The following is a 24,376-nucleotide window of genomic DNA, read 5'->3' on the forward strand; positions in this document are numbered from 1 at the left end:
CTGGGTTATTCCTCTGCGATATCAGAAAACAGGGTGGATGGCGGCTGATCAAGTAACGGGGCGCTCGGCACATGCCGTGAGCCGCCACCCAGTGCGGCATACAGCACCACCCGGTTGCGTAGCAGTGCGTGTTGCGCTTGTACCACTTGTTGCTGGGTCTGCAGCCGATCACGTTCGGCGTCAAGCACCTCCAGGAAACTGGACCGGCCACGGTCATGGCTCAGGCGCGCCAGCCGACTGCGTTCTTCCTGGATCTCGACGGCTTGCTGTTGCACTGATAATTGCTGTTGCAGCCAGTGCTGGTTGGCCAGGGCATCCGCTACGTCGCGAAAGGCGCTCTGGATGATTTGCTCGTACTCAACGACGGCAAGGTGTTTGCGCACATTCGCCAAATCCAGGTTGGCCTGGTTCAGTCCCCCATCGAAGACCGGCAACGACAGGCTTGGTGCGAAGTTCCAGGCACGGCTGCTTGCGTTGAATAAGTCGCTCAGTTCTGCGCTGGCCAGGCCGCCGAAAGCGGTCAAGCTGATGCGCGGGAAGAAGGCCGCGCGGGCCGCGCCGATATGGGCGTTGGCGGCACGCAGGCGATGCTCTGCCGCGACGATGTCCGGGCGGTTGCTCAGCAGGTCGGATGGCAGGCCGGCATCCAGGGGCTGGACCAGGGTCTGATCGGCGACAGGGCTGTAGTTGGCATCGACAAGGTCAACCTGTCCGACCAGCAGATTCACTGCATTGCGTTGCAAGTCGCGTTGCTGTTGCAGTTGCAGCGCCAATGCCTCGGCCTGGGTCAGCAGCGTCTGCACCTGGGTCAGTTCCAGCTTGGTCACTGACCCCATCTCAAACCGATGTGTGAAGATGCGCAGCGATTCGCTCTGGTTGGCCTGAGCGGCGTTAGCCAGGCGCAGGCGCTCATCCAGCTCGCGGAGGCCAATCCAGGCGTCGGCCACCTGCGCCACCAGGCTGATCGTCACTGCCCGATGCCCGGCTTGGGTCGCCAGGAATTGCTGCAAGGCTTCTTCGTTCAGGCTGGTGATACGCCCCCAGAAGTCGATCTCCCAACTGCTGATACCCACACCTGCCTTGAATTCGTTGCCAGTCGAGGTCTGACCGATTTCCGTCAGATCCGCAGGCGTGCGCGAGCGTTGCGCATCGACTCCCAGAGCAACGGTGGGCGTCAGGGAGCTGCGCTCGATGCGGTAGGCAGCCTGTGCTTGTCGAACCCGCAAAGCGGCACTGCGCAGGTCGTGGTTGTGAAGCAGCGCCTGGCGGATCAAAGCCTGTAGATGAGGATCGGGAAAATAGCTCTGCCAGGTTTTATCGGCCGCCGAGGTTAGTGCGGCATCCTCGAATCTTTTACCGCTCCCTTGCTGGTAATGCGCAGGCAAGGTGCTGTTGTTGGGGGTTGTATACGGCGGTATTAGCGTAGTGCAGCCTGATAGCAGCACCATCACAAATGCTGCATTGCACTGTCGTGACATGGCGTGAAGTTTCCGATCCATAGGAGGCATGGAGGGAAGTGTGCTCTTCACGCGTCAATCGTCTTTCAAGGTTTAATCAAGATTTCATCAAGTGCGGCCAAATGCYGGACTGCGGAACAGACGCCCACGGCGCAGCCTTGCCTTGAGCGTCTGAGATTATTTTGGAGGCGGTAGCGGTGTCAGCACTGAAACGGGCGGCTCGCCCATGAGCAGCCAAGCGCCCGTCACCAATAACAAGACTGCCGCCACGGTACAGGCCAACCAAATCAGTTTCCGGCACCATGGCCCCCATGCCGGGATGGGCTGTCTACGTGCGCGCACGATGGATGTCTATTCGCCTCAGAATGAATAGTGCAATGAGGCAAAACTGGTGACGCCGGTTTTTTCTTCCACCACAGGACTTTTGTCCGCCTCTTCGCGAAACTCCATGACATTCACCCCGACCAACATCGCCCAATGCTTATTGAAATTATGTTGCCAGTCCGCTGATAACGAGTAGGCATAGACGCCGGACTCGGCATCGAAACGAGAGAATCGGGAAGCCTGGGCCTGGGCATCGCTCACCCCGAAATAGGTTTGGTTGTAGCGCTTATCCCCGGCATGCACGTTCATGCCAAGGGTAATCACATCACCTGCCGTTTCCAGTACGGTGCTTTCCAGGCCCAACCGGTAACGATTACCACGCTTATGACCGGCAACGCGCAGCTCTGCTTCACCATTGATCGACAGCCAGGAGGTCAGATCCTGTGCCAGCAGAAACGTGGCAGTGGTCGCGCCTGTGACTTCACCCATCCCCTGGAGTCGCTTGGAGCCAGGACGCCAAACGCTGTCTTCATCAGTACGGCCAAAGTCGTAGCCGATTGCCACGCTGGAGTAAAACCCGCTCTGAGTCAGGTATTCCGCGCCAAGGCCGCGCACGGAATCGGCAAAGAAAATGCCGCGATAAATACTCAGTGTCGGCACCAGCATGGCTCGCGATTCTTTTGCGCCCAGATAGCGGGGGGTGTAGGCGGCACCCAGTCCCACCGTGACCTCGGTTTTTTCGCCAAACAAGCTGGTGGATACGTCAGCGACTTGCTGCTGGGCCTGGCTTTTCAGCGGCATCAGCAAGCAGAGGCTGCCGGCAATGAAGACCGAGACAGCGCTGGTCATGTGCCGCTTGTGTTTGTATCGAGAAACGGGCTTGCTCATGGCGGTTCATCCTTTGAGGTTTAGTACCCCGGTAGTGAGCCGTCCTCGATACAAGGTCGTGCCAAGAAACGATGAAGACTTCGTCAAGGACAGCGGGCCAGGTTTTGCCTGTGCCCGCTTTCAGGCTGGCGCAGCCTTTGCCTTGAATCAGCCAGGCAACTCGATATGGATGCGACCGCCGCCCTCGGCACGATTATGGACACTCAGCTTGCCACCATGGGCTTGGCAGATAGCTACTGCCACCGACAGCCCCAGCCCGCTGCCGCCTGCATGGCGAGAGCGCGAATGTTCGGCACGCCAGAAGCGGTCGCACGAGCGCTCGATATGCTCCGGTGCGAAGCCCGGGCCAGCATCCTCGACGTCGAGCAGCAACCGGTCTTGCCACTTGCTGGCCCGTAGCGCCAGATAGCCCCCGGATGCTGCGTAGCACAGGGCATTGTCGAGCAGGATAGACAGTACCTGGCCTAAGCGGTCGCGATCGGCGATCAACATCAAACCGTCCGGACAGTCGAGGACGATGTTCACCGGTTGCTGTTGCAAGCGTGGTGCCGCCCAAGCCACTCGCTCCTCCATCAGGGGCTTGAGCGCAAAGCTTGAGGGCGTCAACTGCAACTGGTCTGCTGTGGCCAGCGACAATAAGTACAGATCATCAATGAGCCGATTGAGCTGATCAAGCTGTCGCATGATCATGGCCAACTGTTGTGGTGAGGCCTCGAATACGCCATCGATCAGACCCTGTAGCCGCCCCTTGGCAGCGGTGAGGGGCGTGCGCAGCTCGTGGGCGATGGCGGCGCTGGATGCCTGTAATTCCCGCTCCTGCCGCTCCAGGCGCTCAGCCATGTGGTTGAAATCGGCCATCAGGCTATACAGCGCTGCGGGTGCATCGCGCACGCTGCCTGCTCGTGACCGGAAGTCTCCGCCAGCGATGTGCATTGCCGAGATTGCAACGGCGCTGAGTTGGCGCGACAGGCGCAACGAGACCCAGATGCCGCCGCCGATAATCAGGGGGAGCGCAATCAGTGCCAGCCCGCTGAACCACAGCAGATCCGCCCGCAGGACCTCTGGCGTGAAGTAATCGCCATAGAGGTATTGCCCATAGATTTCACGCAGGCGCACGGCATTGGCGGCATGGTCGACTTCCAGGACCTTGAGTTCCTGGCGCACGGCCTCGGGCAGTGCGTTTCGCAGTTTGGTTTCCCACGAGAAAAAGCGTAGCCACATGCCAGCACCCACCACCAGTATGGCCGCCAGTGCCAGGCCGGTCATGCGCAGGCTGATCCAGTACCAGAGTTGGCGGGAGAGTCCTTTCTTTGCCGTGCTCATGCCGGATTGCTGAAGCGATACCCCAGTCCCCGCACCGTCAGAACGACATCGTGAATACCTGCACGCTCCAGCTTGCGTCGCAGGTTGTACAGGTGGGCATCGACCACTCGCTCCATCGCATCACTTTCGGGCAGGCAGTTGGCGAGCAGCTCGGCACGTGTGTACATGCGCGATGGCGCTGCCATCATCATGGACAGTAGATTGAACTCGGTGCGAGTCAACTCCAGGGGTTGACTCGTGCCATTGATTTCAATGGTCGCCAGTGCCGCGTTCAAATCAATGACCAGGTGATTATGCCGTAGCAAGGTCGACTGACCCTGGCCACCCCCACGCCAACGCCGCAGCACCGCATGCACGCGAGCAACCACTTCCCCTGGGTTGTAGGGTTTGACCACATAGTCATCAGCACCGTACAGCAGGGAGTTGATGCGGCTGGGTTCGTGCCCAACAGCGGTCACCATAATGACTGGGGTCGCTGAGTGTTGGCGAATGGCAGTCAAAACCTCGTTGCCGCTGAGTCCCGGCAACATGATGTCCAGCAGCACCAGATCCGGCCGCCAACGCACGTGGTAGTCCAAGGCTTTATGACCATCTGCTGCATGTCGCGTCTGGAATCCATCCCGGCCAAGATAGGCCTCCAGTACTTCAGCCCCATCGAAATCATCCTCGACGATCAGTACTCGTCCTAAACTCACAGGTCACTCCTTCATACGATCTTGATGGATTGTTGATCGTTACTTGATATTGCGGTGCAACGATAATTGCGCTTCTGAATGCGGTGGTAAATCGTTGAGATGACTAACTGCTACTACTGGAAAACGAATCGAAAATCTTATTTTTAGTCATTTGTCAAGATTTATCAAATGTTGGCAATCAGGATGAATGGAGGGGGGGACATATGGAAATATCACCTAATGTAGATCGCTGGGGCTTTCAGCGCTTCGTTGAGTCGTCGGTGTCCGAAGGGTTCCTGCGCGAGCCGGTCATTATGGAAGGTATGTCTGGTTCGCGTATCACGCGCAATGGCCTGCCGTATGTGAATTTCTCGGGGATCAACTACCTTGGCTGGCAACAGGACCCGCAAGTGCTCGATGCGTTCTGTGAGTCGGTCAAGCGCTATGGGCTTTCCACCGGTGGGTCGCGGGCGACGCAGGGTGTCTGCGAGCCACATTTCCGATTGGAAACGTTGCTCAGCGAGCATCATGGCAAAGACAAAACACTCACGTTTGCCTCAGGCATGCTGGCCAACCTTGGCTTCATCAATGCCATGACGGCGAAGTTCAATTTCTCCCCCAGCAGCGGCATTGATAACCGCGATGCCGTGCTGATCTTTGACCGTGATTGCCACTGGAGTCTCTGGAAAGCAGCCGGGCACCTTAAGTACGGCGAATCGCTGCTGTCGTTCAAGCATAACGATGTGGCCGACCTTGAGCGTGTTCTGCAAAATATCGGAGATCGAAAGGCCATTGTGGTTTTCGAAAGTGTCTACTCCTCCGATGGGAGTGTGGCGCCTATCGGTACGATCCTGGATGTGTGTGAACGATTCAATGCCCTGAGCTATATCGACGACGCCAATGGCTTCATGGTGTATGGCGAGCCGCAGCGCAATTTCTATGAAGAGTTCCAGCACCTTCGCCGCGCCGATTTCATCATGATCTCATTATCGAAATCAGTAGGCCTGGAAGGCGGCGCGATCAGCGCCAACGCGGAGTACATCGACGCCTTTGAAGTACTGAGTGGAACGTCGATCTTCACTGCAGCCATTCAACCGCCAACGGCAGACGCAGCGGCATCCATCATCGAGCACCTCAAACGCGACCCTTCCATCATGGATGACTTCCTGCGCAGAAGCTTGGCGTTTCGCATGCGATTGCTTGACAGTGGCCTGCAACTCAATAGCGCACCGTCTTACATCACCTCCGTGTTGATCGGCAAGGACAGCAAGGCCGAGCAAGTTCGGGAGCAGTTGGAGCAACAAGGCTTCTGCGTGCCGATCTTCCGCTATCCGGCGGTCAAGCCTAATCAGGCACTGATGCGGCTGATCCTGCACCGGCACCACACCGACGCGGAAATCGAGAGGTTCGCCCATAGCCTGGAAAATCTGCTCGGTTGGGATGACTCATCCAGTCGATTGGACGAGCGTCTGCTAGCGGCAGCGAACTAGGTCAGGAAGTCGCATATGACACGCATGGAACAGGTGGTGCGGATCGGCTTGCCGGCCTGCACAAATGACACCACTTGGGCGGCGGAACATATTGAAATCAAGGACTCGATTGCGACGATTGACCGAACGTCCTGGAATCAACTGTGCAAGCCTCATCAGTTTTGCAGCCATGAGTATATGGCTGCCCTGGAGGCCAGCGGTCTGGAATGCCAGTACCTTTATGCGCTGGCCATTTCAAACGGTGAACTGGTCGGCGCTGCTGTAGCCACCCTATGGCGGATTCATCTGCCATATGGGATGTCGTTGCGCGTCACAACCCTGGGAACGCCGGTCAATACTGGGTTGCCGCTGATGTTAGCGATCACTGCGAATTCCATAAGCCTGCGATATGGTCTGGTGACTGCGCTGGAGCGGGCTTCAATCAAGCGCGGCGTCCGATTGTTCGTCGGGCGGGATTTTCCGACATCCGACTACCTCCACAAGCAGGCGCTCGACAAGCTCTACAGCTGCGCGCATTTGGAGCTGCCCTGGACAGACTTTGAGCAGTATCTGGAGCAGCACCCCAAGCGCAAAAGCATACGCCGTGATATGCGATCGCTTGAAAAGGCAGGCTACCGTCTTGAAATTCGCGAGGGTCAGGCACTGTCGATTGATGAAGCGCAGCGCTTGCACGCCTTATGGTTACAGCTGTATCGCAAACATCACTCGCCTGACCAAATCATGGTCACCGAAGATTTCTTTCTGCAAATGAGCCAGCTCGACCATGCGGTGTGGTTGCTGCTGCGCAAGGAAGGACGTATTGATGCGTTCGACCTCTGTTTTGTTCTGGGCGACCATCTGGAGTCCACCTATTGCGGTGTGGATCTGGAGGCAACGAGTCGCCTGTCCATCCACCGCGCAATGGGCTACCAGATCGTTCGCCACGCCATCGGCAAAGGATTGCGCAGCATTAACTTTGGTATTTCCAACGAACAGGGCAAAGTCGAAATGGGCTGTCGCCTGCAAGCCTGTTACGCCTGGATGCAAGCCAATCCCAAGTGGCTCGGACGACTGCTTCGCATGCTCCTGCGTCGATTTGTGCTCAAGCACGACCAGGACAAGCTCGCGCTGGAAAACCTGACTGTGGAAGACCAGCGGTGAAGCGGCTGCTACACAAACATGGCACCGGTCTTTTGCTCTTGACCGGTCTGCAGTGGGTGATTTCGGTGGCGGATTGGATGCTGATCGTGCTGCTGCAGATCGTGGTATTCGATCTGACCCAGTCGGCGTTCAACATCATGTTGCTGGTCATTTGCGAGTTGATCCCGATGCTGCTGTTCGGCGCATGGGCCGGTGCAGTGGCCGATCGCACCGATCTCAAACGGGTACTGGTCTGGGCCTGTGTGGCGCGTCTGTTCATCATCCTGGCACTCTTGCTGCCGGCGATGCGTGGGCAGCTTATCCCTATCCTTGCCATTGCTGCCCTGGCGGCGACATGCAACCGGTTCTTCGTGCCGGGTGCCAGTGCCTTATTACCCAGCCTGGTTTCGGCAGATCGGCTACCCGCTGCCAACGCCATTATCATGGCCGCGCGCATGTCAGGGATGGCCATCGGTACGCTGTTGGCTGGCGTGCTGGCCAGTCACTACGGGCATGTGGTGGCGGTTGTGGTAATTGGAGTGCTGCTGCTCATCGCCAGTGTCTTGTGTGTGTTGTTGCCCTCGCTCCATGTCAAGCGGGAGCAGGCCGATGAAGCAGGTATCTGGCGCGATTTGCGCACGGCGGTTTCACGCTATGGAGCCAGCCTGATACTGCCCATGACGGCCAGTATGCTGGTGATGCTGGCCCTTGGCAGTTTTGAGATTCTTGCGCTTGTCTATGTGGTCCAGGTGCTGGAACGTCCACCGGCCGATGTCGGGTTGCTATTCGGCGCCTATGGTGTCGGCATGTTGGCTGGACTTGCTTTGTCGTCATGGTCCCGTGTCGTGCAGCAATATGGCGCATGGATGTTGATCAGTCTGACCCTGATATGTGCCTCTATCTGGGTTGTATCGCAAGTCGACAGCCTCGGTTTGGCATTGCCGTTGGTGGCTGTGACGGGGCTGGCGGAGGGGCTGGTCATTACCCTGAGCCTGTTGCGCATCTATCAACAGGTTGCTGGGGATTTCTATGCCCGTGTGATTGCATTGCTGGATACCGGCACAGGCGCGGCCTTTCTTGTTTCGGTCATGCTGACAGGCGTCGTGGCCGATAAGGTACCGGCAAACATCTTGCTGGAAGGGCTTGCCATGACGCTCACCGGCTTGCTGCTGTTGGGGGGCATTGTGATGAAGGTGAGTACAGCCTGGCTTCACCTGAATAAGGTGGCGCCAGGATAGAAAACCGTTAATCACGCATAGCACTGACGCCCGCTCTTTTGAAGGACACCCTCATGCGGCTGCCAACGCAGCGGGCGAATGCGATTGCGCAGCTGCCGCCCCATACACTCTCGGCCCGGATGGGGAAGTGCTACGTCTTGAATGGGGTCATTCCAGACGATGGGGGAGAGTAGAAATACGACGACAAGGAAAGCTACCTGGGACAGGTAGAACGCCTCCAACCACTGCTGCTTCAATGCGACGTAAAACGCGTAACTATCGATCCAAGATCAAGATAATAATTTCTCTTTCGCTAGGAGCTATGGCCGCATTTTCAAATGCAGGGTAAACATCTGTTGGCGCCGTCCACTTATTCCTTGCAATCCGCCCTACGCAGGACCTAGGTGGGGGGACAAATGGGGGACAAAAAGAACAACCGCCTTAAAAACCAACAAAACAAGGCGAAAATCAGAAAATAATGCCGCCCACAAGCCGGCTTTTTAATGCCCGAAATAATCCTGCCCCATCCGGGAATCCACCTGATCGCCTGGCTATTCCCCCTGTCCAATCGTGTTCAACGCCATTTGACCTGACCCGACGATGAAGAAGTGGGGAGGACAAATAGAACGACAGGGAAAATCCAACAGGCAAGCCGAATCCAATACAAGTCGAAAACCTGACCGAACCCGGCACCTACGAAGCGGTTTTTACGATGCAGACTGCAAAAAATGCCACAGAACATCGTCATTAAAGTCACGAATGACACTCTGGGCACCGGCTTCTCGAAGCTGCTGATCTTGCAACCCCGATAACACACCAAAAGTATGGATACCGGCCGCATGAGCTGACTGGACACCGGCCAGCGAGTCCTCGAAGGCGATGGCGTTGTCAGCTGTCACGCCCAGTAGCTCAAGAGCCGTCAGATAAGGCATGGGATGGGGCTTGCCGCGTTCGAGTTCACCGCCGATGACGATGCTATCGAAGCGATCGACGATGTTCAGGCCCGTCAGCATGGCCATCGCATTTTCTCGCGGCGCGTTCGTCACCACCGCCGTGCGCAGGCCGAGCTGCTGGGCATGGTCGAGAATCCGTGACACGCCAGGTGTGGGGATGGTTTTACCCAGTTGGGCGCGGAACATCGCCTCTTTTTCCGCCGCCAGCTCAGGGTATTTCGAAGCCGGCAGACCGGGAAACAGTCCGCCAAAGATCATGTCATCGGGAAAACCCATGACGTTGGCCTTGTAGTAGGTGATGTCCATCGACCGATACCAGCGCGCCAACAATTGGTTATAGGCTTTCAAGTGCAGTTCATCGGTGTCGATGAGTGTACCGTCCAGGTCGAACAACAGTGCAGATAGGCCCATTGATCCTTACTCCTGTAAATTTATGGCCGTGTTGCCGGCGGGCGAGGTGCCACGCAGCCCCCGCACCAACGGCAGCATGAGAATGGGATAGACGATCAGCAGGCTGAAGGCTGCCTCGACCCCGATCCGCTCGGACAGCAGCCCCAGCAGGAACGGCGCCAGCAATAGCGCCACGCCAACCGCTTGCGACGCCTGGGTGCTGAGTGCGGAACTCGCCTCAGGGGCGACTCTCATTGCAGAACCGAGAATCAGCGGGAAAAAATTACCGAGACAGGCCCCCAGCAGGAACGTGAGGATCGCGGTGGCCACCATCCCCCGGATGAAAAACAGCGCCAGCAGTGTTGCGATCGCCCCCAGTATCACGCCGGTCAGCAGCACCAACGGCGTCACCCGGCGCAAGGCGTGACTGCTGGCCAGACGCCCACAGACGGTGCCGGCGAAATACACGCTCATCAATGTCGCAGCGACGGATGCCGTGATCTGCACATGGGCCTTCATGTATTCAGCGCCCCAGAAGCCAACGCCCCACTCGGCCGAAATCCCCAAAAGCACCAGGGCCCACAGGCTTGCGCGGGTCATTCGTGCAAGGCGCAAGGTGTCCGGGGAATTGGTCGGTTGTCCTCCCTGGGCAGGCGATTGTTCCGGGCGATGGATCTTCAGCGGCGCCGCGAACAGCATCAAGGCACACGCGCTGACGATCAGCGGAGCCGTGCGCCACGACAGCCCGAGAGCCGTAACCCCGCCCACCAGCAACGCCCCTCCCAACACGCAGAGACCAGCCACCACATGCGCCTCCACCAGTTTCGCGGCGGCATGCTGGCGATAGCGCACGCCGAGCATGGCCTGACCAACGGCCATCACCAGACCACCCGACAGCCCCATCAACACGCTGCCAGACAGTGTCATCGGTAAACCGTTGGCCCCGGCAAACAGCCCGCTGGCCACGACAACGCAGCCTGTTGCGATACGCCCCATGCCGACCCGCAACGCCCGGCGCTCCAGCCAGCGATACGGAACACCGATCAATACCAGCCCCAAGGCATACGCCGCGAAGTGCAAGCCCGTCCAGCGCAGGTCCAGATCGAACTCGGCCCGCAGGAACGGCATGATCGGGCCGAGCATGCCTTGCTGGGCGCCGAACAACCCGAACATCAGATAGATCGCCCACGGGCGCCGCTCAAGCCCTGCGTCTCGGGATGACGGGAGCGGACTTGTCGATTCATTGCGCGCCATGTCCGTCATTGATCGGCCGCCCCTTCGAAAAGCGAATGCCATCGCGCGCAACGGGCAACCTTGGCGCGACTGGCCGTGCCCGCATCCAGCGCCCGCAGATCGACCGCGGCCAGCCCGGCGCTCGAGACACCGCCCACCACAACCTTGCCATAACGCCGGCTGATCGCTGCGGCGTCCGGCGAGAGCATCCAGGCCAGTGCTTGTAAGGCCTGTGCCGCCTGGCGTGAATCGGCTCGACAGCCGAAGACCTCGAACTCATAGCGACGCGTGTCGTCGGGTACGCACCAGCGCAACGACGGATGCTCCTGAGCAGCGCGGGTCGCGGCGGTCGAGACCGTCACACCGACCCACGCACGGCCTTCGAGCACGGCCTCGATCGGCGCCGTGGAAGACCCGCTGATCGAGGGTTGCAGCCGGGCAATATCGGCAAGCATCTCCCACGCCCCATCGCCGTAATGTTCCAGGAGTGCACTCAGATGCAGATAACCGGCGCCCGATCGGGCCGGGTCCGGCAGCGCGATGCGTTGCGACCACGCCAACGTGTTGAGCGCTTCCCAGTTATGGGGTGGCGCCAGTCCGTGTTCGGCAAGCACTCGCGGGTCGTAACAGAATGCGGGCACGAAACCCGACGGGCTGAACCAGCGACGATCTGCAGCGACGGCCTCTGACGGCAACGCCGAACAATCGAGCTGTTCAAGTGGCAGCAGCCGCGAGGCGAGCGCTGGGTCAAGGAGCGCCGTCGCTGCGGTTCCCAGCAACAGATCCCAGGCGCCGGCCGTGTCGGTTTTCACGCGTTCGATCAACTCTGCGGTTGACCAGCGTGTGAGGCGTATGGGCATACCGATGTGGGAGGCAATACCGTCGACGAACTCGGCGAGTTCGGCGTTTTCCATCGAGCTGATGGCGACAAGTTCAGTCATGCCCGGCCTCAATCCAGTAGCCGGTGCAGTTTGGCGTACTGCAAGAGCATGATGGTCTTGCCATCGGTGATCTCCCCCGTCTCGATCATTGCCAATGCATCGTCGAGGGGCAATTCGAGCACTTCGATTTCCTCACCCTCCGCTTCAACACCTCCGCCCTCGCCCAATTTGTCTTCGTCGAAATATTCCCCCACGAAGAAATACAGGCGCTCGGTGACCGACCCCGGGCTCATGAACGCCTCGAAGACCTTGCGCACTTCTTCAATGCGATAACCGGTTTCCTCTTCGGTTTCCTTGCGGATACAGGTATGCGGATCGTCGCGATCCAGTAGCCCCGCGCAGGTTTCGATGAGCATGCCGTCGTGCTCGTTGACGAACGCGGGAAAGCGAAACTGCCGGGTCAGGACCACGGTTTTTTTCAGCTTGCTGTAGAGCAGAATCGTCGCGCCGTTGCCCCGGTCATAGGTTTCCCGGGACATGTTGCGCCAGGTCCCGTCCCGTCCCAGGAAATCGTAGGTGGTCTTGCGCAGTACGTACCAGTTGTCCGACAGTACTTCGACGTGCTGGATACGTACCCGGTCCTTGGTGGCGATAGCCTGGTTCATGATCTTGTTCCCAGATGAGTGGCGTTAGGGGCGACGGTGAGCAGGCGCGCGACCATCTCTGGATCACGCCGCTCAGGGGCCGTCATCACGGCGGTGTCCAGTGCATGGTCGCATCCGCACGGGCAGGCGCCGTGATGCTTACCGAGCTGCGAGACCGCCTCGGTGACCAGGCGACGGGTCAGTGAGAAGGTGTCGGCCATCCGCTGGGCAACCAGCGTTGCGTTCACATCCTCGTGGGATTCATGCCAGCAATCGAAGTCGGTCGGGATGGCGATCATCGCGTAGCAAAGCTCCGCCTCGCGCGCCAGCTTGGCTTCGGGCATGGCCGTCATGCCAATCACCGTGCCGCCCCATTGACGATAGAGATTGGATTCGGCACGAGTGGAAAACTGCGGCCCCTCCATCACCACGTAGGTACCGCCATTGCGCGCCTGCACATCGGCTGTTTCGGCACTGGCCGCCAGCACCGAACGCATACGCCCGCAGACGGGATCGCCGAACGGCACGTGGCCGACCAGGCCCGGGCCGAAGAAGGTCTTGTCGCGCTGGATCGTGCGATCGATGAATTGATCAATCAACACGAAGCTGCCCGGTGGTGCATCGTGGGTCAGGCTGCCCACGGCACTGACCGACAACAGTTGCGTACAGCCAACGCTGCGCAACGCGGCAATATTGGCGCGCACGTTGATGGACGCTGGCGGGATCGTGTGCCCGATCCCGTGGCGTTGCACGAACGCCACCGGTACACCATTGAGTGTACCGAGGGTGACCGGAGATGACGGCTTGCCGAATGCGGTTTCGCAGTCGACCTGCTGCACGTCTGCCAACCCGGGCAATTGTTGAAGACCACTGCCACCAATGATGCCGATACGTTGAATTTGCCGGGATGCTGTTGAATTAGTCACGCATTGCCTCTCGTCTTCAGGGTGGGCTCTTCTTGTCCGGCAATCACCAGACGCTCATACAATTCGGAAAGCGCGGTCGGTGCACTGCCACGGCGCAGCAACAGGCCTTCACTGGCGTTGGTGCTGTAGCGGGGCTCATGGATTTTCAGGTGCCGGTCGATCGCCGGCAGATAGTTCCAGCGCACGCCGGGGTACAACGAGTGCGCCAGGTGGTAGGCATCGGACGTCGGCGCAATGAACACGCGGATCAACCATCCTGTCAGGCCGAAGTAATCGGTCGGCCTGCCTGCGAGGTATTCGAGATCGCGTCGATCTTTCGAAGCCCCCTCGATGAACCAGCGGTGTTCGGTGAGCAGCGAGACCCAGGCGAACACCGGATACGAAGTCAGCAACGGGACCAGCCAGCCAAACATCACTCCCTTCCAGCCGCCCGCCCAATAGAGCAGCGCCGCGACGGCTATCACACACAAACACCGTACAACCGTCGTCAGCCGCGAGTGGTTCAACAGGCTGCTGCGCGCCATGGTGCTCAGGTTCACCCAGGCACCACGCGGTGTCAGCGGGTATAGCAGCAGCGTGTAGAACCCTCCGGGCGAGATACCGGCCACATAACCACCGGCATGCACCCGTGCACGGTTGGGATCAAGCTTGGGGTGATTGGGGTTGCGATGATGTTCCAGCGTGTGGGTCTGGTGACGACTGCGCATGTCGCGCTTGAACGCCGGGAACTGATAGAAAATATTGCTCAACCACCATTGCCAGGCATGGTTGGGGCACAACGCGAAATGCACGGCGTTGTGACCGAACTCTTGCAGTGCGCGCAGGCGCCCGCCACTCCAGAGCACCACGGCCAGCCACATCAGCGGCGTTGGATAGATCGATGCAAGCAGAACCCCGGCAACGATATCCAGCCATGTCCAGATAAAGGGCAGCGGCGCGAACCATTCATCGAGTGGCCGGTAGTAATGCTCCTTGCGCCCTTCAATCCGTGGAACCAGCTTCAGCAAACGCAAGATGCGCAGCTTGTCGCGGTAATAGAAGGCGACAACCGCGCGCAACGTCAGCGTCGTGGCAATCAGGCAAATCAAGACACTCTGCGATGTGGTCACGATCAGGCCCCCCTCTGCACAGTCGAGAGGGTGTCACGAGGTGCAAAGCGTTCGAGCAGATCGCCCAAGTCCTTGAACAAGGGTGCACCGCTGCGCCGCAGGCGCTCGCTATCCTGGTGGCCGGTCGATACCAGCACTGGTTGCCAGCCCACCGAGCGCGCCACGTCAACGTCATGCAACGTGTCGCCAACCAGTAGCGTTCGTGCGGGTGGCGAGCCGAGTTTCGTTTGCAGGATGGCGGCCTCGGCGGCCTTGCTGGTGGCCTGGTTGTGACTCAGGCCAACAACGTGCTCGAAACGGTCATGCAAGCCCTTGGCCTGAAGGGTCTGGACCAGTACATCGCAATGGGACGCCGACAGGATCGACACCCGGATGCCGGCACGCCCGGCCGCGTCGAGAAACTCGAATACACCCGGGTGCAGCGGACAGTGGGCGACATTCGTGTCGAAATGTTCGAGGTATCGCTGAACGATCGTCGCGAACGGCACACGTTCGAGATCAAACCCGAGCGCCGCATAAAAATCGGCAATCGGGAAATCGAACTTGGCCCGGTATTGGCTGGCGGTAATGGGCGCGACATCAAACTGCTCGCCACAGCGGTTGACCGCAGAGACGGCGAGATCGATATCGTCGATCAGGGTACCGTTCCAGTCGAACACCACGTGTTCGATACCAGAGAAATGCAGGAGATCGTCGATCATTGTCGAGTGTTCCCGGGAAGGATGGCATTGAGTGCGATGCGAGAGGCAATCGCTGGTGTATAAAGCCGGTTGGGCTCCATCACCAGATTGGTCACACCGATTTGTGTTTCGAGCGCACGACGATTGCTCGCTGACAGTTTTCCAAGCCCTGCGCCGTACCAATGATGAAAGCGGGTGCGCCAGGTGCGTTTGCCGATGGTTTCCGGAAAGCGGAAATCCTCGGTCGTGGCCATGTTCCAGGCGCCATCGACCACGCCACACAACAAGCCTTGCAACTGACGACAACTCAGCGACCGCGCCAGTACTTCGTCGAGACGGACATCAATGCAATCAGCCTCAAGCGCACCGATCGTCATGCCCTGGCTGTACAGCGGGTTCATGCTGCTCAAGGCATCACCCACCACCAGCAAACCGTCAGGCCAGTGCTCGATGCGGTCATAGTGGCTGCGGCGGCTGCCGGGCATCTTGAACGTAAAGACCTCCGACAACGGTTCGGCATCGCGAATGACCTCGTGGATATCCGGCACTGGCAGTGCGGCCAGCGCTTGCAGAAAATCGTCCGGGTCCTTGCCGGGAAAGTGGCCAAACCAGCCACCGGTCGTCACCATCCAGCGATTCCCCTCGATGGGGCTGATGACGCCCATCGAGCGCTGCGCCGGCGCGGTTGGCAGCACCAGCAGCACTTGCCATTGCTCAGCAAACGCAGGCAGGCGGCGATAGATGCGCGAGGCGTAGCCCAGTTCGGTCTTGACCACGCTGTTTTCCACGGTCCCGAAACCCGCCTCTTTCAGCCAGGAGGGCATGTGCGTGCCCCTGCCGCTGGCATCCACCAACAGATCACAGGACATGCTGCGCTCACCCGAACCGTCGTCGATGATCACGCCACTCACGGCACGCTGGTCGTCAGCACCGGAAAACTCGACTCGGGTCACCCGCGTACCCGATAGGATGTCGACCCGCGGCACCGACGCCAGACAACGACGCAGCTGGTTATCGATCAGTCGCCGGCTGCAATAATGGGCATAAATGCCACTGCGATAGCGGTTCTTCCAACGCCCGCCCTGGTACCACTTCACGTCGTGTCCCAGGTCCGCCACCTGGGCGCCACTCTGCTCGAGTGCGCTCAGGATGCCGGGGAAAATGCGGTCGATGATCTGCTTGCCGCGCAACAGCAGCAAATGCACGTGATGCTCTTGGGGAACACTCTGGCGCGGACCGGTTTCGTCGTAGAAATCGCTTTTTTCGATCACCGTGACTCGCTCGAAACGACGAGCCAGCACCGCAGCCGTCAGGCATCCGGTCACACTGCCGCCAATCACCACCGCGTGGCGCGCGCGGGTCGCTGAGTCAGGCAGGAGAGTAGTCATTGAGCACCTTGGCGATGTAATGCAGATCGTCGTCCACCAGGTCAGGATGCAACGGCACTGTGGTCAGTGAGCGCAGCAACCTGGCAGCGTTGGGGCAGTCGCGGTGGTACCGGGCCAGCAACGGCAACTGGTACAACGGCTGGTTGTCGTACTTGCCGATATCCGACTCGATGCCATGCCGTTGCTGGTAGTGCACCAACTGACGACCGTCATGCCCTACCGATTGCAGCAACAGCGAATAACCATTCACCTCACCGCCGGCGACCACCGGCAACTCGCGAAAGGCCGGGTTGTCGAGCAACCCGAGCAGCCGTTCGCGGTTACGCAAGCGTTGTGCAAGGTGTGCCCCGAGCTGACGTGAACGCGCCAGGCCGAGCGCCGCCTGCAGGCCACCCAACTTCAGATTGATGCCCAGGGTTTCGCCCGTCAGATTGCCAAAGCGCGTGTAAGCCCGAATGCGCCTGGCCCGACTATCGTCATCGGTCATGACGAAGCCGCCCTCACCGGTCGAGATAAACTTGCAGTCGTGGGTGCTGAAACAGCTGATGTCGCCATGCTGCGCAAGCCACGTGCCGTTCAACCGGGTCATGTGGGCATGGGCCAGGTCCTGAATCAGCGGGATCCCGGCATCACGCAGGAATGCCCACGTTGCGTGCGAACGGATCGGATATCCCCACATCGGCACCTCGATGACCGCGCAGGTGCGCTCGCTGACACAGCGCTGCAGATCCTCCAGGTCAAGGCCAAAACTGTCTGGTGCCACATCGCAAAAGACCGGTACAAGCCCCAGCGCCAGAATCGGCAGCACCGTACAGATCGGGCCTGTCGGGGCGACGATGACTTCATCGCCCGGCCGGAAGTCGACGCCGGCCAGCGCTGCCGTCACCGATGCTGCGCCGGACGACACGGCAATCACATGCCGTACGCCGTACAACGCCGCGAGCGCCGCCTCGTACTCCTCGACAATCGACGACGTGCCGGTCAGGCCCGAGCCCAGGGCTCGTCCAAGCTCGTGCAGATCGTCGCCAGTACCGTGAGTCGCCTTTTGCACGATGGTTCGCAGGTTCATGGCGACACCTTCATGCCAACCAGGTCCCACAGTGCATCGTCCGCGAAGACCCGATCCACCATGCGCCGGAAGTTGGGAAACATCTTCAGCTCTGCCGTCTCCTGACGACTGAAGAAGCGAGCGTGCTCGACCTCTCTGTCGTCCGGGCAGGAGCGCAGATGGGTGGCACACACGTAGATCAAGTCCAGGTGGTAATGCGGCCCGCGCTTGTCATCGATGTATTCGCACAGCACCCGATACGGCTGGTGCAGCACAGTGACATCGGTCTCGACATCGGCGAGCGCCTCATCGCGCTCGCCGAGCAGTTCGGCACGGATGCCGGTCTCTTCGAAAATCTCCCTTAATACCGCCACGTCGGGGGTTTCGCCCTGTTCGATATGGCCGCCCGGGTACAACCAGACCCCGAGCTTGCGGTGATGCAGCAGCAACATCTTCCGGTCCGGGTTCAGTACGAACCCGGACGCGGTGAAGTGCCGATCCAATTGCGAGCGATCGAGTGCGTCAGTCATTCACGCAGCACCGTACTGGTTGATGCGGTCGGCCATGTAGTCCAGCTCGGCGCGGGTAATGTCAGGATGAACCGGAATCGTCGTCATGCTTGCCAGCAGTGCTTCGGCATTCGGGCACTCGTTGCGATAGTGGGCCAGCGCCGGGAACTCGTAGAGTGCCTTGCAACCGTAGCGCTTGATGTCGGACGGAATGCCGGCGTCATCGAGGTAGTCAATGAACGCACGGTTGTCGGCGAAGTGCAGTTCAAGATTGAGGAAGTAATAGTTCGGCTCCCCCCCTGCGATGATTTTTTTCTCGCGAACCTTGCTGTGATCCAGCTTGCTCAGGAAGTAGGCCGCGTTTTCACGGCGCTGATCGATCTGCCCGGCCAGTGAGGCCAGACGGCTTTCGCCCAGGGCTGCCGGCAGCGCAGCGAGTTTGTAGTTAAGGCCGAAGTCTTTACCGTTGAGGTTCCCGAAACGGCTGTAATCGCGACTGCGCTGAGCCAGCGCATCGTCGTCGGTGAGGATGAAACCGCCCTCGCCGGTTGCCAATGGTTTGCGCTCGTGAGTGCTGAAGCACGACAAGTCGCCAAACTGCGAAAGCGGACGGCCATGCAGCGTCGTACCGTGGGAGTGGGCCAGGTCCAGGATCAGCTTGATTCCCAGCTCGTGGGTGAGTGTACGCATCTCGTCGACTTCGGTCGGGTAGCCCCACATCGGGATATCGATAATTGCGCGGGTGCGCGGTGTCATCCGCGCCTTGATAGACGCCGGGTCTGCGCCGAAGCCATGAGGACGGGTGTCGACGAAGACCGGATTGGCGCCTGCCGCGATGATCGGGTAGATGGTGCACAGCGGGCAGCTCGGCGTCAGCAGCACGTCATCGCCAGGGCCTACGCCTGCCGCATAAATGGCCACGCTAAGCGCCGCACCGCCCGACGATACGGCGATCGCATGCCGTGCCTTGAACCAGGCGGCGAGTTTGCCTTCGTATTCCGCCACCACATCACTGGTGCCCGACAGCGGGCGTTCCAGGGTTTTTTTCATGGTCTGCAGATCGTCTGCATACACCGGGCGGTATTTATCGGACACAGTCAGTCGGGCAGTCGCGGCATTGGCAAGATTAGATGACATTGGAATCGGCTCCGAAGTGGGCGTTGGACTTGGCGGATTGCTCGGTACGCAGGGACAGCACAGGCGCCAGGTCGGACCGGGCAATGTCGGCGGCGCAAATCTTTTCGATGATCTTGTAGGTAGGTCGCAGGCTTTCGAAGCTCGCCTCATAGGACGAACGACTGCGCACGGCGTCGAAGAACTTCTCCAGCTCGCCAAAATAACCACTGCGCTCGTACCCGGAATCGAGTGGCCCGGGCTGCCACGCACCACGCCAGCGCTTGGCCGTGCCGGTAGCGCTGGTGCCGTGTTCCGGCTCGTGCATGGTGATATTCCAGAGGTTGTTGAGCTCGACCATCATCGAATTCGAGCTGACGATCTTCATGTCGAATTCGAAGTACGGGAACATGGTTCCGCTCAAGAGGCTAACGGTGGCACCGGTGGAAAACTGCAGCTCCAGACTCACCAGCAGCGAGTCGTCGTGGCGCTGAACCCGCGACTCGATATCGCGCAGCTCGCCACCGCCGAAGGTGACACCCAGGTCGATCGTGTGGATTGCCTGCGCCAGCAGGAAGGATCTCAGCGTCGAGTCCAGGCCCCAGAGCGGCGCCGTTGGCTTGCTTGCATAGTGATTGAGCTGGATATGCACAACCTTCCCGAATTGCTCGGTACGGGTCATGTCGCGCAGTTGACGCATGGGTTTGGCAAACTTGAAGTTCATCCCGACGCCTGTGACGACGTTCGAGCGGCGACTGGCCTCGATCAGGGTTTCCAGCTCGGCGAGGGTGAAGCAAGGCGGTTTTTCGACAAACACGTGGACGCCCTTGGCCATGGCCTTGAGCGCAAGATCGCGGTGTGCCTGAGGTGGGCATGCCATGACCACGGCATCGATCGAGTTGGACGCCAGCATCTCGTCGAAATCGTCCGTTATCGACACATTCGAGATGAAGCGATGAATCTGTCCGGCACGCGTGAGGTCGCTGTCACAGACCGCCACGATACGTATGTCCGGCATTTGTAGAAGTGTGGGCAACAGATTTTCTTGCATCTGTGCGCCGAGACCAACGATGCCAACTCTGAGTACAGTCATTACCATCTCCATCCTGGAAAATTGGGAACTGCTTCGTAAATGGTTGGACGAACGCCTACGCGGGTTCCGACCCGGAGGACTGTTTCGAAAAATCGAATGAACCTGGCGTTCGTTTCAAGCCGGGCAGGGTTGCCCTAAATGGGGGGATCGCTATGGCCGCGAAGATCACCACCGCTCAGCGCGTCAGGACGATCGCCTGATATCGCCAAAGGTGTTTTTTGCAATGGATCGACACGATGAATCTGCAGGCTGTCGCAAGAAGCAGGCATGAAGCCGCGGAGACGGGGTTTGAGGATGTCCGCAGACCCGGGGGGCAGCGAGGCGTCATAATCCAAGTCGATTGCGCAGAAGGCAAAAGTCTTTAGGGGCCGGTCGCACATTCCATCGAAAAAGGAATGGTGACTTTCTTGCGAGTAAGCATGCATGAGCGGAATCTTCCTTGAAGTACATCTTCGTTCATCCTTGATCTGCAGGTACTCAATCTCCGTGAGCACCTGAGAAAACACATCGTATAAACAATGTGTGGCTATATGTGTAGATCACACTTCCAGATCCCGCCACAAATTTGCTTAGACTGAGTTTTTATATAAGGCTCATGAATGTTGGTATATAAGCGCCAGAACGGGTGGAGGGCATTGTGCTGGTCGACTGCGAGTCATCGTGGCGCAACCGGATTCGGTCTGCATGCCGGCATCACCAAGCGCAGGTGGACCGCTCCCGCGCCACCTCACGAGCCATCCATTGACTGCCCTTCCCCAAAGCGCTCAATCTATCGGGCGCCTGAACGAGCTCGGCGAATGCCCCACGCCTCGTCCAACCCCATCGAATCTGTAAGGACACAACCATGAGAAAGTGGCTTTCCCTGCTGTTCGCCGCCGCGGTTTTTCATCCCCCCGTTGCCTTCGCCGACTGCGCCAGCTCCCCCAAACCCGTGGCCGAAGCTTTCTATAGCGGGTACCTGCAAAGTTTCAGCGCTGGAAAAGATCCGCTGACCGATGATAGTGCGCAGATGAAGCAGTACGTTTCGGACGAGCTGATCGACAAGATCAAAAAGCAGATGGCCAGCCCGGATGGGCTGGAAGAGGACTATTTCATCAAGGCTCAAGACTACATGGAAGAATGGCTCACCCACATCCAGGTCAGTGAGCCACTCGTGCAGGGAGCCTCAGCCAGGGAGCAGGTGACATTGGGCAATACGCCCGATACAACCCAGATCGTGGATGTGCTGCTGGTCAAGAACAATGGCTGCTGGAAGATCAATGACGTGCTGTCCACAGCGGATCAGAGTGATTGAGCGATGGCCGATCGTTTCTTCTGAATCGCCAGGCGCACTGACGATCTACTGGACGGTGAGCCGAATAGCCACACAATCGGCTCATCAGATGAGCCGAATAACCCTATTATTCGGCTCACAGCCATGGACCACCCACGTTGGATCCGGGCAGCAGCCCACTGGACAATGTCCTCCTCACGGATAACTAAACGCCCGAACCAGCGTCAACTCCCCCACCGCCCGCATCGGCACGACAAACGTCTGCATCTTCTCGTCAGGCGTTCCCTCTTCTGTAATCACCGTCACCTGCGCTGTGGTCAGCGGCTGAACAGCATTCTCCTGACCCTCCTCACCACTGCGATACCCGCCTCCAAAGTAATTCAGATACACCAGGTATTGCCCCTTGATCGGCGCCGGCATGGAAAAAATCTCCGGCCCGTAGCCGGTGGTGACGTCGACATCCAGCGCCGCGCCATTGGGCGCCACACGGTCGCCGTACCAGATGTGTGCGCCATCAGGGGTGATGAGGTGCAAATCCAGATCGGTGTTATCGCTGTCCCAGGACAGCAGTACCCGCAGTTTGGCCGGGGTAGCGCCGCCGCTGAGGTGGAGGAATTGAGTGCGGTGGCGTTGCTGACCGTCCGGGCTGCGGACTTCGACGCTATTGCTGCCATTGGGGAATGAAAACGGGCGGTCGAAATGTCCGGCGGGGTCGAGTTTCAGCGGCATGCTGACGCCGTTGACAATGAGTTTTCCAGGCTCGTTGCGCTTGGGCGTGGCTTTGATCTGACCGCTAATGCGAGCGGTGTTGGCCTGGCCCGCCGGGGTGTTGACCGAGGAAGCAGGGTAGTTGACGGTCTGACGGAAGTTTTCGCCTTCACCTTCGGCGGCACCGATGCGCCAGCCACCGACAGGGGTGTCGAGTTTGACGGCATCGGCTGCCATCGCCATCGGCAACGCTGTCAAAGAGCAGAGGAACAGGATGACCTGTGGATAACGACGTTTCATGGCCTATTCCAGTAAAAGTTGACGGGCGAGCCCTTCGATGTAGGTTTCGTCCTGGCCGTTGGGGTGTGCATCGAAGGCCAGGTGCAGGTATTCGTGAGTCAGGTCGAGGCGATCCTGTAGCGACAGCACGCCGCGCACATAAATGCGCTGACGTTCGCGGTCGACATAAGGGTTACCGAAAGCAAGGCGGCAGACGGCGAAGGTGCTGACTTCGTTGTAGCCGACTTCGCTTTCAAGGCGTTGGCGCCAGCCGCGGCGCTGCTTCTGCAGCCAGTTTTGTGCAGCGGGCAGGGCCTCGCAGGAGGCGACGGGATTGTCCCAACGGCTGAGGCTCCCGCGCGGGTAGGCATGGAGCAGGATCGCGTCGTAGCGCTGGCCGGCACTGGCTTGTTCGACGGCTTGCTGCCAGGAGAGTTTGTCGGTGCCGGGCTGATCGGAGTGGTAAGTGACGGTGCTGCCGGCAAGAATCAGGTCGCTGGTCCAGGCGGCAATGTTGCGCGAATCCGCCGTGGCCGGGCGTGGGGCGACGCGCTGACGGCTGCTGCTGTCGTCGATGCTCAGGCAGTCACCGTTGCGTGTGGCGTTTTGCAGCAGGTAGGTGCGGATCGCGACGGCCAGGGCTTTGGCGGCTTCAGCGGGTTCGGGCCTGGCTTCGCGCTGAAGGACGCGGGCGACATATTCTTCACGGTCCAGGCGGGCGACCAGCTTTTGTGAAGGGCCGTCCTTCAACAGAAACAGCTCGCCGTCGCTGTGGATCTCGAGTTGGTTACCGTTGACGAACTCGACGCGGTAGTCGCCCTGCAAGGGGCCAGGGGGCGCCACGCGATCACCTGAGAGCACGCGTTGCAGTGGATAGCGGGAGAACAGGCTGACTTCGACGCATCGCCCCGCTTGCGCAGGCCAAGTGGACGGCAACACGCTGGACAGCGCCTCCGCGTAGTTGCGCAGGACCTTCTGGCTGGTGCCCCGCCCGCCGGCCCAGATCGGCGTTCCGTCCGCCAGCCATCCGGCGAACCCGCCCTGACGCGACGAAGGGTCCCGATCCCCCAGCCAGCTCCAGGTTTTCACTCGCAGGCGGCCACCGAGTTCACCCACGGCATTGCCATCAGCAGCGTTCAACACCACATCCAGCAACACTCGACGGGCCTGATCCTGTGCCGGCATCAGCGCCAGTGCCTTTAACAACTCAGCCACCGAAACCCGGGCTTGCGGCTGCAATGATGGCAAATCCAGCAACCACTCCGGCGCCTGACGCGCCTGCCAATATTCCCGCCATCCGGCGTCAGTAATACCCAACCGCTTCGGCTCGAAATACAGTCCGCAGGATTTCGCCAACGCCTGATCCCGCCCAATGCTCGCGCCAGCGGTGCAGCAATACACTTCTTCCTTCGACTGCCCGCGACACTCATAAACCGGCTCACGAGCGCCGGTATCGACCAGCCACCCGTAAACGAACAGCTTCCATACACTCCCCAGCGGCGTTTGCAGCGTCTGCGGCAACGGCTCGCGCGCCATCACCTGAGTCCGGCTCAACTGCAGCAACTCACCCTTCAAAGCCAGGCGCAGCGGCTCGTCCTGCGCCGTGGCCAGCGCAGGGATCAGACACAGCAGCCACCAGACCAGAGGCCGGATCATG

General features: G+C 59.5%; 23 protein-coding genes. 4 read left to right on the plus strand and 19 right to left on the minus strand.

What is annotated here, in order from left to right; genetic code table 11:
- Positions 1–5: 5 nt before the first annotated feature.
- The 4 genes from AC1DHT_RS07360 to AC1DHT_RS07375 form a co-directional block, all read right to left on the minus strand.
- Positions 6–1,448: an efflux transporter outer membrane subunit gene (locus AC1DHT_RS07360; RefSeq protein ID WP_427541782.1), complete on the minus strand. Its 1,443-nt coding sequence runs from the start codon at positions 1,446–1,448 to the stop codon at positions 6–8.
- 369 nt (positions 1,449–1,817) lie between these two features.
- A complete protein-coding gene (locus AC1DHT_RS07365; RefSeq protein ID WP_427541779.1) occupies positions 1,818–2,669 on the minus strand; it encodes a MipA/OmpV family protein in 852 nt (283 codons plus the stop codon).
- 147 nt (positions 2,670–2,816) lie between these two features.
- On the minus strand, positions 2,817–3,992 hold the full coding sequence (locus AC1DHT_RS07370; RefSeq protein WP_427541776.1) for a sensor histidine kinase: 1,176 nt from the start codon (positions 3,990–3,992) through the stop codon (positions 2,817–2,819).
- Positions 3,989–4,687, minus strand: a complete 699-nt coding sequence (locus AC1DHT_RS07375; RefSeq protein ID WP_427541773.1) for a response regulator — start codon at positions 4,685–4,687, stop codon at positions 3,989–3,991. The genes AC1DHT_RS07370 and AC1DHT_RS07375 overlap by 4 nt, the downstream gene beginning before the upstream one ends.
- A 203-nt stretch (positions 4,688–4,890) precedes the next feature.
- On the opposite strand from AC1DHT_RS07375, the gene AC1DHT_RS07380 reads away from it, so the two are divergent.
- Genes AC1DHT_RS07380 through AC1DHT_RS07390 form a run of 3 tightly spaced genes read left to right on the plus strand, consistent with a single transcriptional unit; the run spans position 4,891 to position 8,513 of the window.
- Positions 4,891–6,156, plus strand: a complete 1,266-nt coding sequence (locus tag AC1DHT_RS07380) for an aminotransferase class I/II-fold pyridoxal phosphate-dependent enzyme (protein ID WP_427541770.1) — start codon at positions 4,891–4,893, stop codon at positions 6,154–6,156.
- 15 nt (positions 6,157–6,171) lie between these two features.
- Complete coding sequence (locus AC1DHT_RS07385) at positions 6,172–7,296, plus strand: GNAT family N-acetyltransferase (RefSeq protein WP_427541767.1); 1,125 nt, start codon at positions 6,172–6,174, stop codon at positions 7,294–7,296.
- Positions 7,293–8,513, plus strand: a complete 1,221-nt coding sequence (locus AC1DHT_RS07390) for an MFS transporter (RefSeq protein WP_427541764.1) — start codon at positions 7,293–7,295, stop codon at positions 8,511–8,513. The genes AC1DHT_RS07385 and AC1DHT_RS07390 overlap by 4 nt, the downstream gene beginning before the upstream one ends.
- A 686-nt stretch (positions 8,514–9,199) precedes the next feature.
- On the opposite strand, the gene AC1DHT_RS07395 is transcribed toward AC1DHT_RS07390, so the two are convergent.
- From AC1DHT_RS07395 to AC1DHT_RS07455, 13 genes are all read right to left on the minus strand, one after another.
- Entirely contained in the window at positions 9,200–9,856 is a 657-nt protein-coding gene (locus AC1DHT_RS07395) for an HAD family hydrolase (RefSeq protein WP_427541761.1), read from the minus strand.
- 6 nt (positions 9,857–9,862) lie between these two features.
- The gene (locus AC1DHT_RS07400) at positions 9,863–11,089 is read right to left on the minus strand and encodes an MFS transporter (protein ID WP_429539723.1); all 1,227 of its coding nucleotides are present in this window, start codon (positions 11,087–11,089) and stop codon (positions 9,863–9,865) included.
- Between the two features lie 5 nt (positions 11,090–11,094).
- A complete protein-coding gene (locus AC1DHT_RS07405) occupies positions 11,095–12,009 on the minus strand; it encodes an ABC transporter substrate-binding protein (RefSeq protein WP_427541755.1) in 915 nt (304 codons plus the stop codon).
- Between the two features lie 8 nt (positions 12,010–12,017).
- Positions 12,018–12,614 (minus strand): GDP-mannose pyrophosphatase NudK, encoded by a 597-nt coding sequence (gene nudK / locus AC1DHT_RS07410; protein ID WP_427541752.1) that lies wholly within the window; start codon positions 12,612–12,614, stop codon positions 12,018–12,020.
- Positions 12,611–13,519, minus strand: a complete 909-nt coding sequence (mtnP, locus tag AC1DHT_RS07415; RefSeq protein ID WP_427541749.1) for an S-methyl-5'-thioadenosine phosphorylase — start codon at positions 13,517–13,519, stop codon at positions 12,611–12,613. The genes nudK and mtnP overlap by 4 nt, the downstream gene beginning before the upstream one ends.
- Positions 13,516–14,628, minus strand: a complete 1,113-nt coding sequence (locus AC1DHT_RS07420) for a fatty acid desaturase family protein (RefSeq protein ID WP_427541746.1) — start codon at positions 14,626–14,628, stop codon at positions 13,516–13,518. Before AC1DHT_RS07420 ends, mtnP begins: the two co-directional genes overlap by 4 nt.
- A 2-nt stretch (positions 14,629–14,630) precedes the next feature.
- Entirely contained in the window at positions 14,631–15,329 is a 699-nt protein-coding gene (locus AC1DHT_RS07425) for an HAD family hydrolase (RefSeq protein WP_427541743.1), read from the minus strand.
- Entirely contained in the window at positions 15,326–16,696 is a 1,371-nt protein-coding gene (locus AC1DHT_RS07430; RefSeq protein WP_427541740.1) for an NAD(P)/FAD-dependent oxidoreductase, read from the minus strand. Before AC1DHT_RS07430 ends, AC1DHT_RS07425 begins: the two co-directional genes overlap by 4 nt.
- The gene (locus AC1DHT_RS07435) at positions 16,677–17,765 is read right to left on the minus strand and encodes a DegT/DnrJ/EryC1/StrS family aminotransferase (RefSeq protein WP_427541737.1); all 1,089 of its coding nucleotides are present in this window, start codon (positions 17,763–17,765) and stop codon (positions 16,677–16,679) included. Before AC1DHT_RS07435 ends, AC1DHT_RS07430 begins: the two co-directional genes overlap by 20 nt.
- A complete protein-coding gene (locus AC1DHT_RS07440) occupies positions 17,762–18,274 on the minus strand; it encodes an NUDIX hydrolase (protein ID WP_427541734.1) in 513 nt (170 codons plus the stop codon). Before AC1DHT_RS07440 ends, AC1DHT_RS07435 begins: the two co-directional genes overlap by 4 nt.
- Entirely contained in the window at positions 18,275–19,390 is a 1,116-nt protein-coding gene (locus tag AC1DHT_RS07445; RefSeq protein WP_427541731.1) for a DegT/DnrJ/EryC1/StrS family aminotransferase, read from the minus strand. It lies immediately after the preceding gene.
- Complete coding sequence (locus AC1DHT_RS07450; protein WP_427541728.1) at positions 19,380–20,459, minus strand: Gfo/Idh/MocA family protein; 1,080 nt, start codon at positions 20,457–20,459, stop codon at positions 19,380–19,382. Before AC1DHT_RS07450 ends, AC1DHT_RS07445 begins: the two co-directional genes overlap by 11 nt.
- 134 nt (positions 20,460–20,593) lie before the next feature.
- The gene (locus tag AC1DHT_RS07455) at positions 20,594–20,884 is read right to left on the minus strand and encodes a hypothetical protein (protein ID WP_427541725.1); all 291 of its coding nucleotides are present in this window, start codon (positions 20,882–20,884) and stop codon (positions 20,594–20,596) included.
- Between the two features lie 419 nt (positions 20,885–21,303).
- On the opposite strand from AC1DHT_RS07455, the gene AC1DHT_RS07460 reads away from it, so the two are divergent.
- Entirely contained in the window at positions 21,304–21,753 is a 450-nt protein-coding gene (locus AC1DHT_RS07460) for a DUF3828 domain-containing protein (RefSeq protein ID WP_427541708.1), read from the plus strand.
- A gap of 174 nt (positions 21,754–21,927) precedes the next feature.
- Here AC1DHT_RS07460 and AC1DHT_RS07465 read toward each other — a convergent pair whose 3' ends face one another.
- A complete protein-coding gene (locus AC1DHT_RS07465) occupies positions 21,928–22,740 on the minus strand; it encodes a YfaP family protein (RefSeq protein WP_427541706.1) in 813 nt (270 codons plus the stop codon).
- Between the two features lie 3 nt (positions 22,741–22,743).
- Entirely contained in the window at positions 22,744–24,375 is a 1,632-nt protein-coding gene (locus AC1DHT_RS07470; RefSeq protein WP_427541703.1) for a DUF2300 domain-containing protein, read from the minus strand.
- Position 24,376 lies beyond the last annotated feature (1 nt).

This window comes from Pseudomonas sp. 05N432, from assembly GCF_056396945.1.

What these genes read in the sequence shown, in the direction of transcription:
- AC1DHT_RS07425 (WP_427541743.1), bottom strand. Translation starts at nt 15,329, where the DNA reads ATGATCGACGATCTCCTGCATTTCTCTGGTATCGAACACGTGGTGTTC.
- AC1DHT_RS07440 (WP_427541734.1), bottom strand. Translation starts at nt 18,274, where the DNA reads ATGACTGACGCACTCGATCGCTCGCAATTGGATCGGCACTTCACCGCG.
- AC1DHT_RS07455 (WP_427541725.1), bottom strand. Translation starts at nt 20,884, where the DNA reads ATGCATGCTTACTCGCAAGAAAGTCACCATTCCTTTTTCGATGGAATG.
- AC1DHT_RS07450 (WP_427541728.1), bottom strand. Translation starts at nt 20,459, where the DNA reads ATGACTGTACTCAGAGTTGGCATCGTTGGTCTCGGCGCACAGATGCAA.
- AC1DHT_RS07445 (WP_427541731.1), bottom strand. Translation starts at nt 19,390, where the DNA reads ATGTCATCTAATCTTGCCAATGCCGCGACTGCCCGACTGACTGTGTCC.
- AC1DHT_RS07435 (WP_427541737.1), bottom strand. Translation starts at nt 17,765, where the DNA reads ATGAACCTGCGAACCATCGTGCAAAAGGCGACTCACGGTACTGGCGAC.
- AC1DHT_RS07370 (WP_427541776.1), bottom strand. Translation starts at nt 3,992, where the DNA reads ATGAGCACGGCAAAGAAAGGACTCTCCCGCCAACTCTGGTACTGGATC.
- AC1DHT_RS07465 (WP_427541706.1), bottom strand. Translation starts at nt 22,740, where the DNA reads ATGAAACGTCGTTATCCACAGGTCATCCTGTTCCTCTGCTCTTTGACA.
- nudK (WP_427541752.1), bottom strand. Translation starts at nt 12,614, where the DNA reads ATGAACCAGGCTATCGCCACCAAGGACCGGGTACGTATCCAGCACGTC.
- AC1DHT_RS07395 (WP_427541761.1), bottom strand. Translation starts at nt 9,856, where the DNA reads ATGGGCCTATCTGCACTGTTGTTCGACCTGGACGGTACACTCATCGAC.
- AC1DHT_RS07385 (WP_427541767.1), top strand. Translation starts at nt 6,172, where the DNA reads ATGACACGCATGGAACAGGTGGTGCGGATCGGCTTGCCGGCCTGCACA.
- AC1DHT_RS07380 (WP_427541770.1), top strand. Translation starts at nt 4,891, where the DNA reads ATGGAAATATCACCTAATGTAGATCGCTGGGGCTTTCAGCGCTTCGTT.
- AC1DHT_RS07400 (WP_429539723.1), bottom strand. Translation starts at nt 11,089, where the DNA reads ATGGCGCGCAATGAATCGACAAGTCCGCTCCCGTCATCCCGAGACGCA.
- AC1DHT_RS07360 (WP_427541782.1), bottom strand. Translation starts at nt 1,448, where the DNA reads ATGGTGCTGCTATCAGGCTGCACTACGCTAATACCGCCGTATACAACC.
- AC1DHT_RS07405 (WP_427541755.1), bottom strand. Translation starts at nt 12,009, where the DNA reads ATGACTGAACTTGTCGCCATCAGCTCGATGGAAAACGCCGAACTCGCC.
- AC1DHT_RS07430 (WP_427541740.1), bottom strand. Translation starts at nt 16,696, where the DNA reads ATGACTACTCTCCTGCCTGACTCAGCGACCCGCGCGCGCCACGCGGTG.
- AC1DHT_RS07470 (WP_427541703.1), bottom strand. Translation starts at nt 24,375, where the DNA reads ATGATCCGGCCTCTGGTCTGGTGGCTGCTGTGTCTGATCCCTGCGCTG.
- AC1DHT_RS07460 (WP_427541708.1), top strand. Translation starts at nt 21,304, where the DNA reads ATGAGAAAGTGGCTTTCCCTGCTGTTCGCCGCCGCGGTTTTTCATCCC.
- AC1DHT_RS07365 (WP_427541779.1), bottom strand. Translation starts at nt 2,669, where the DNA reads ATGAGCAAGCCCGTTTCTCGATACAAACACAAGCGGCACATGACCAGC.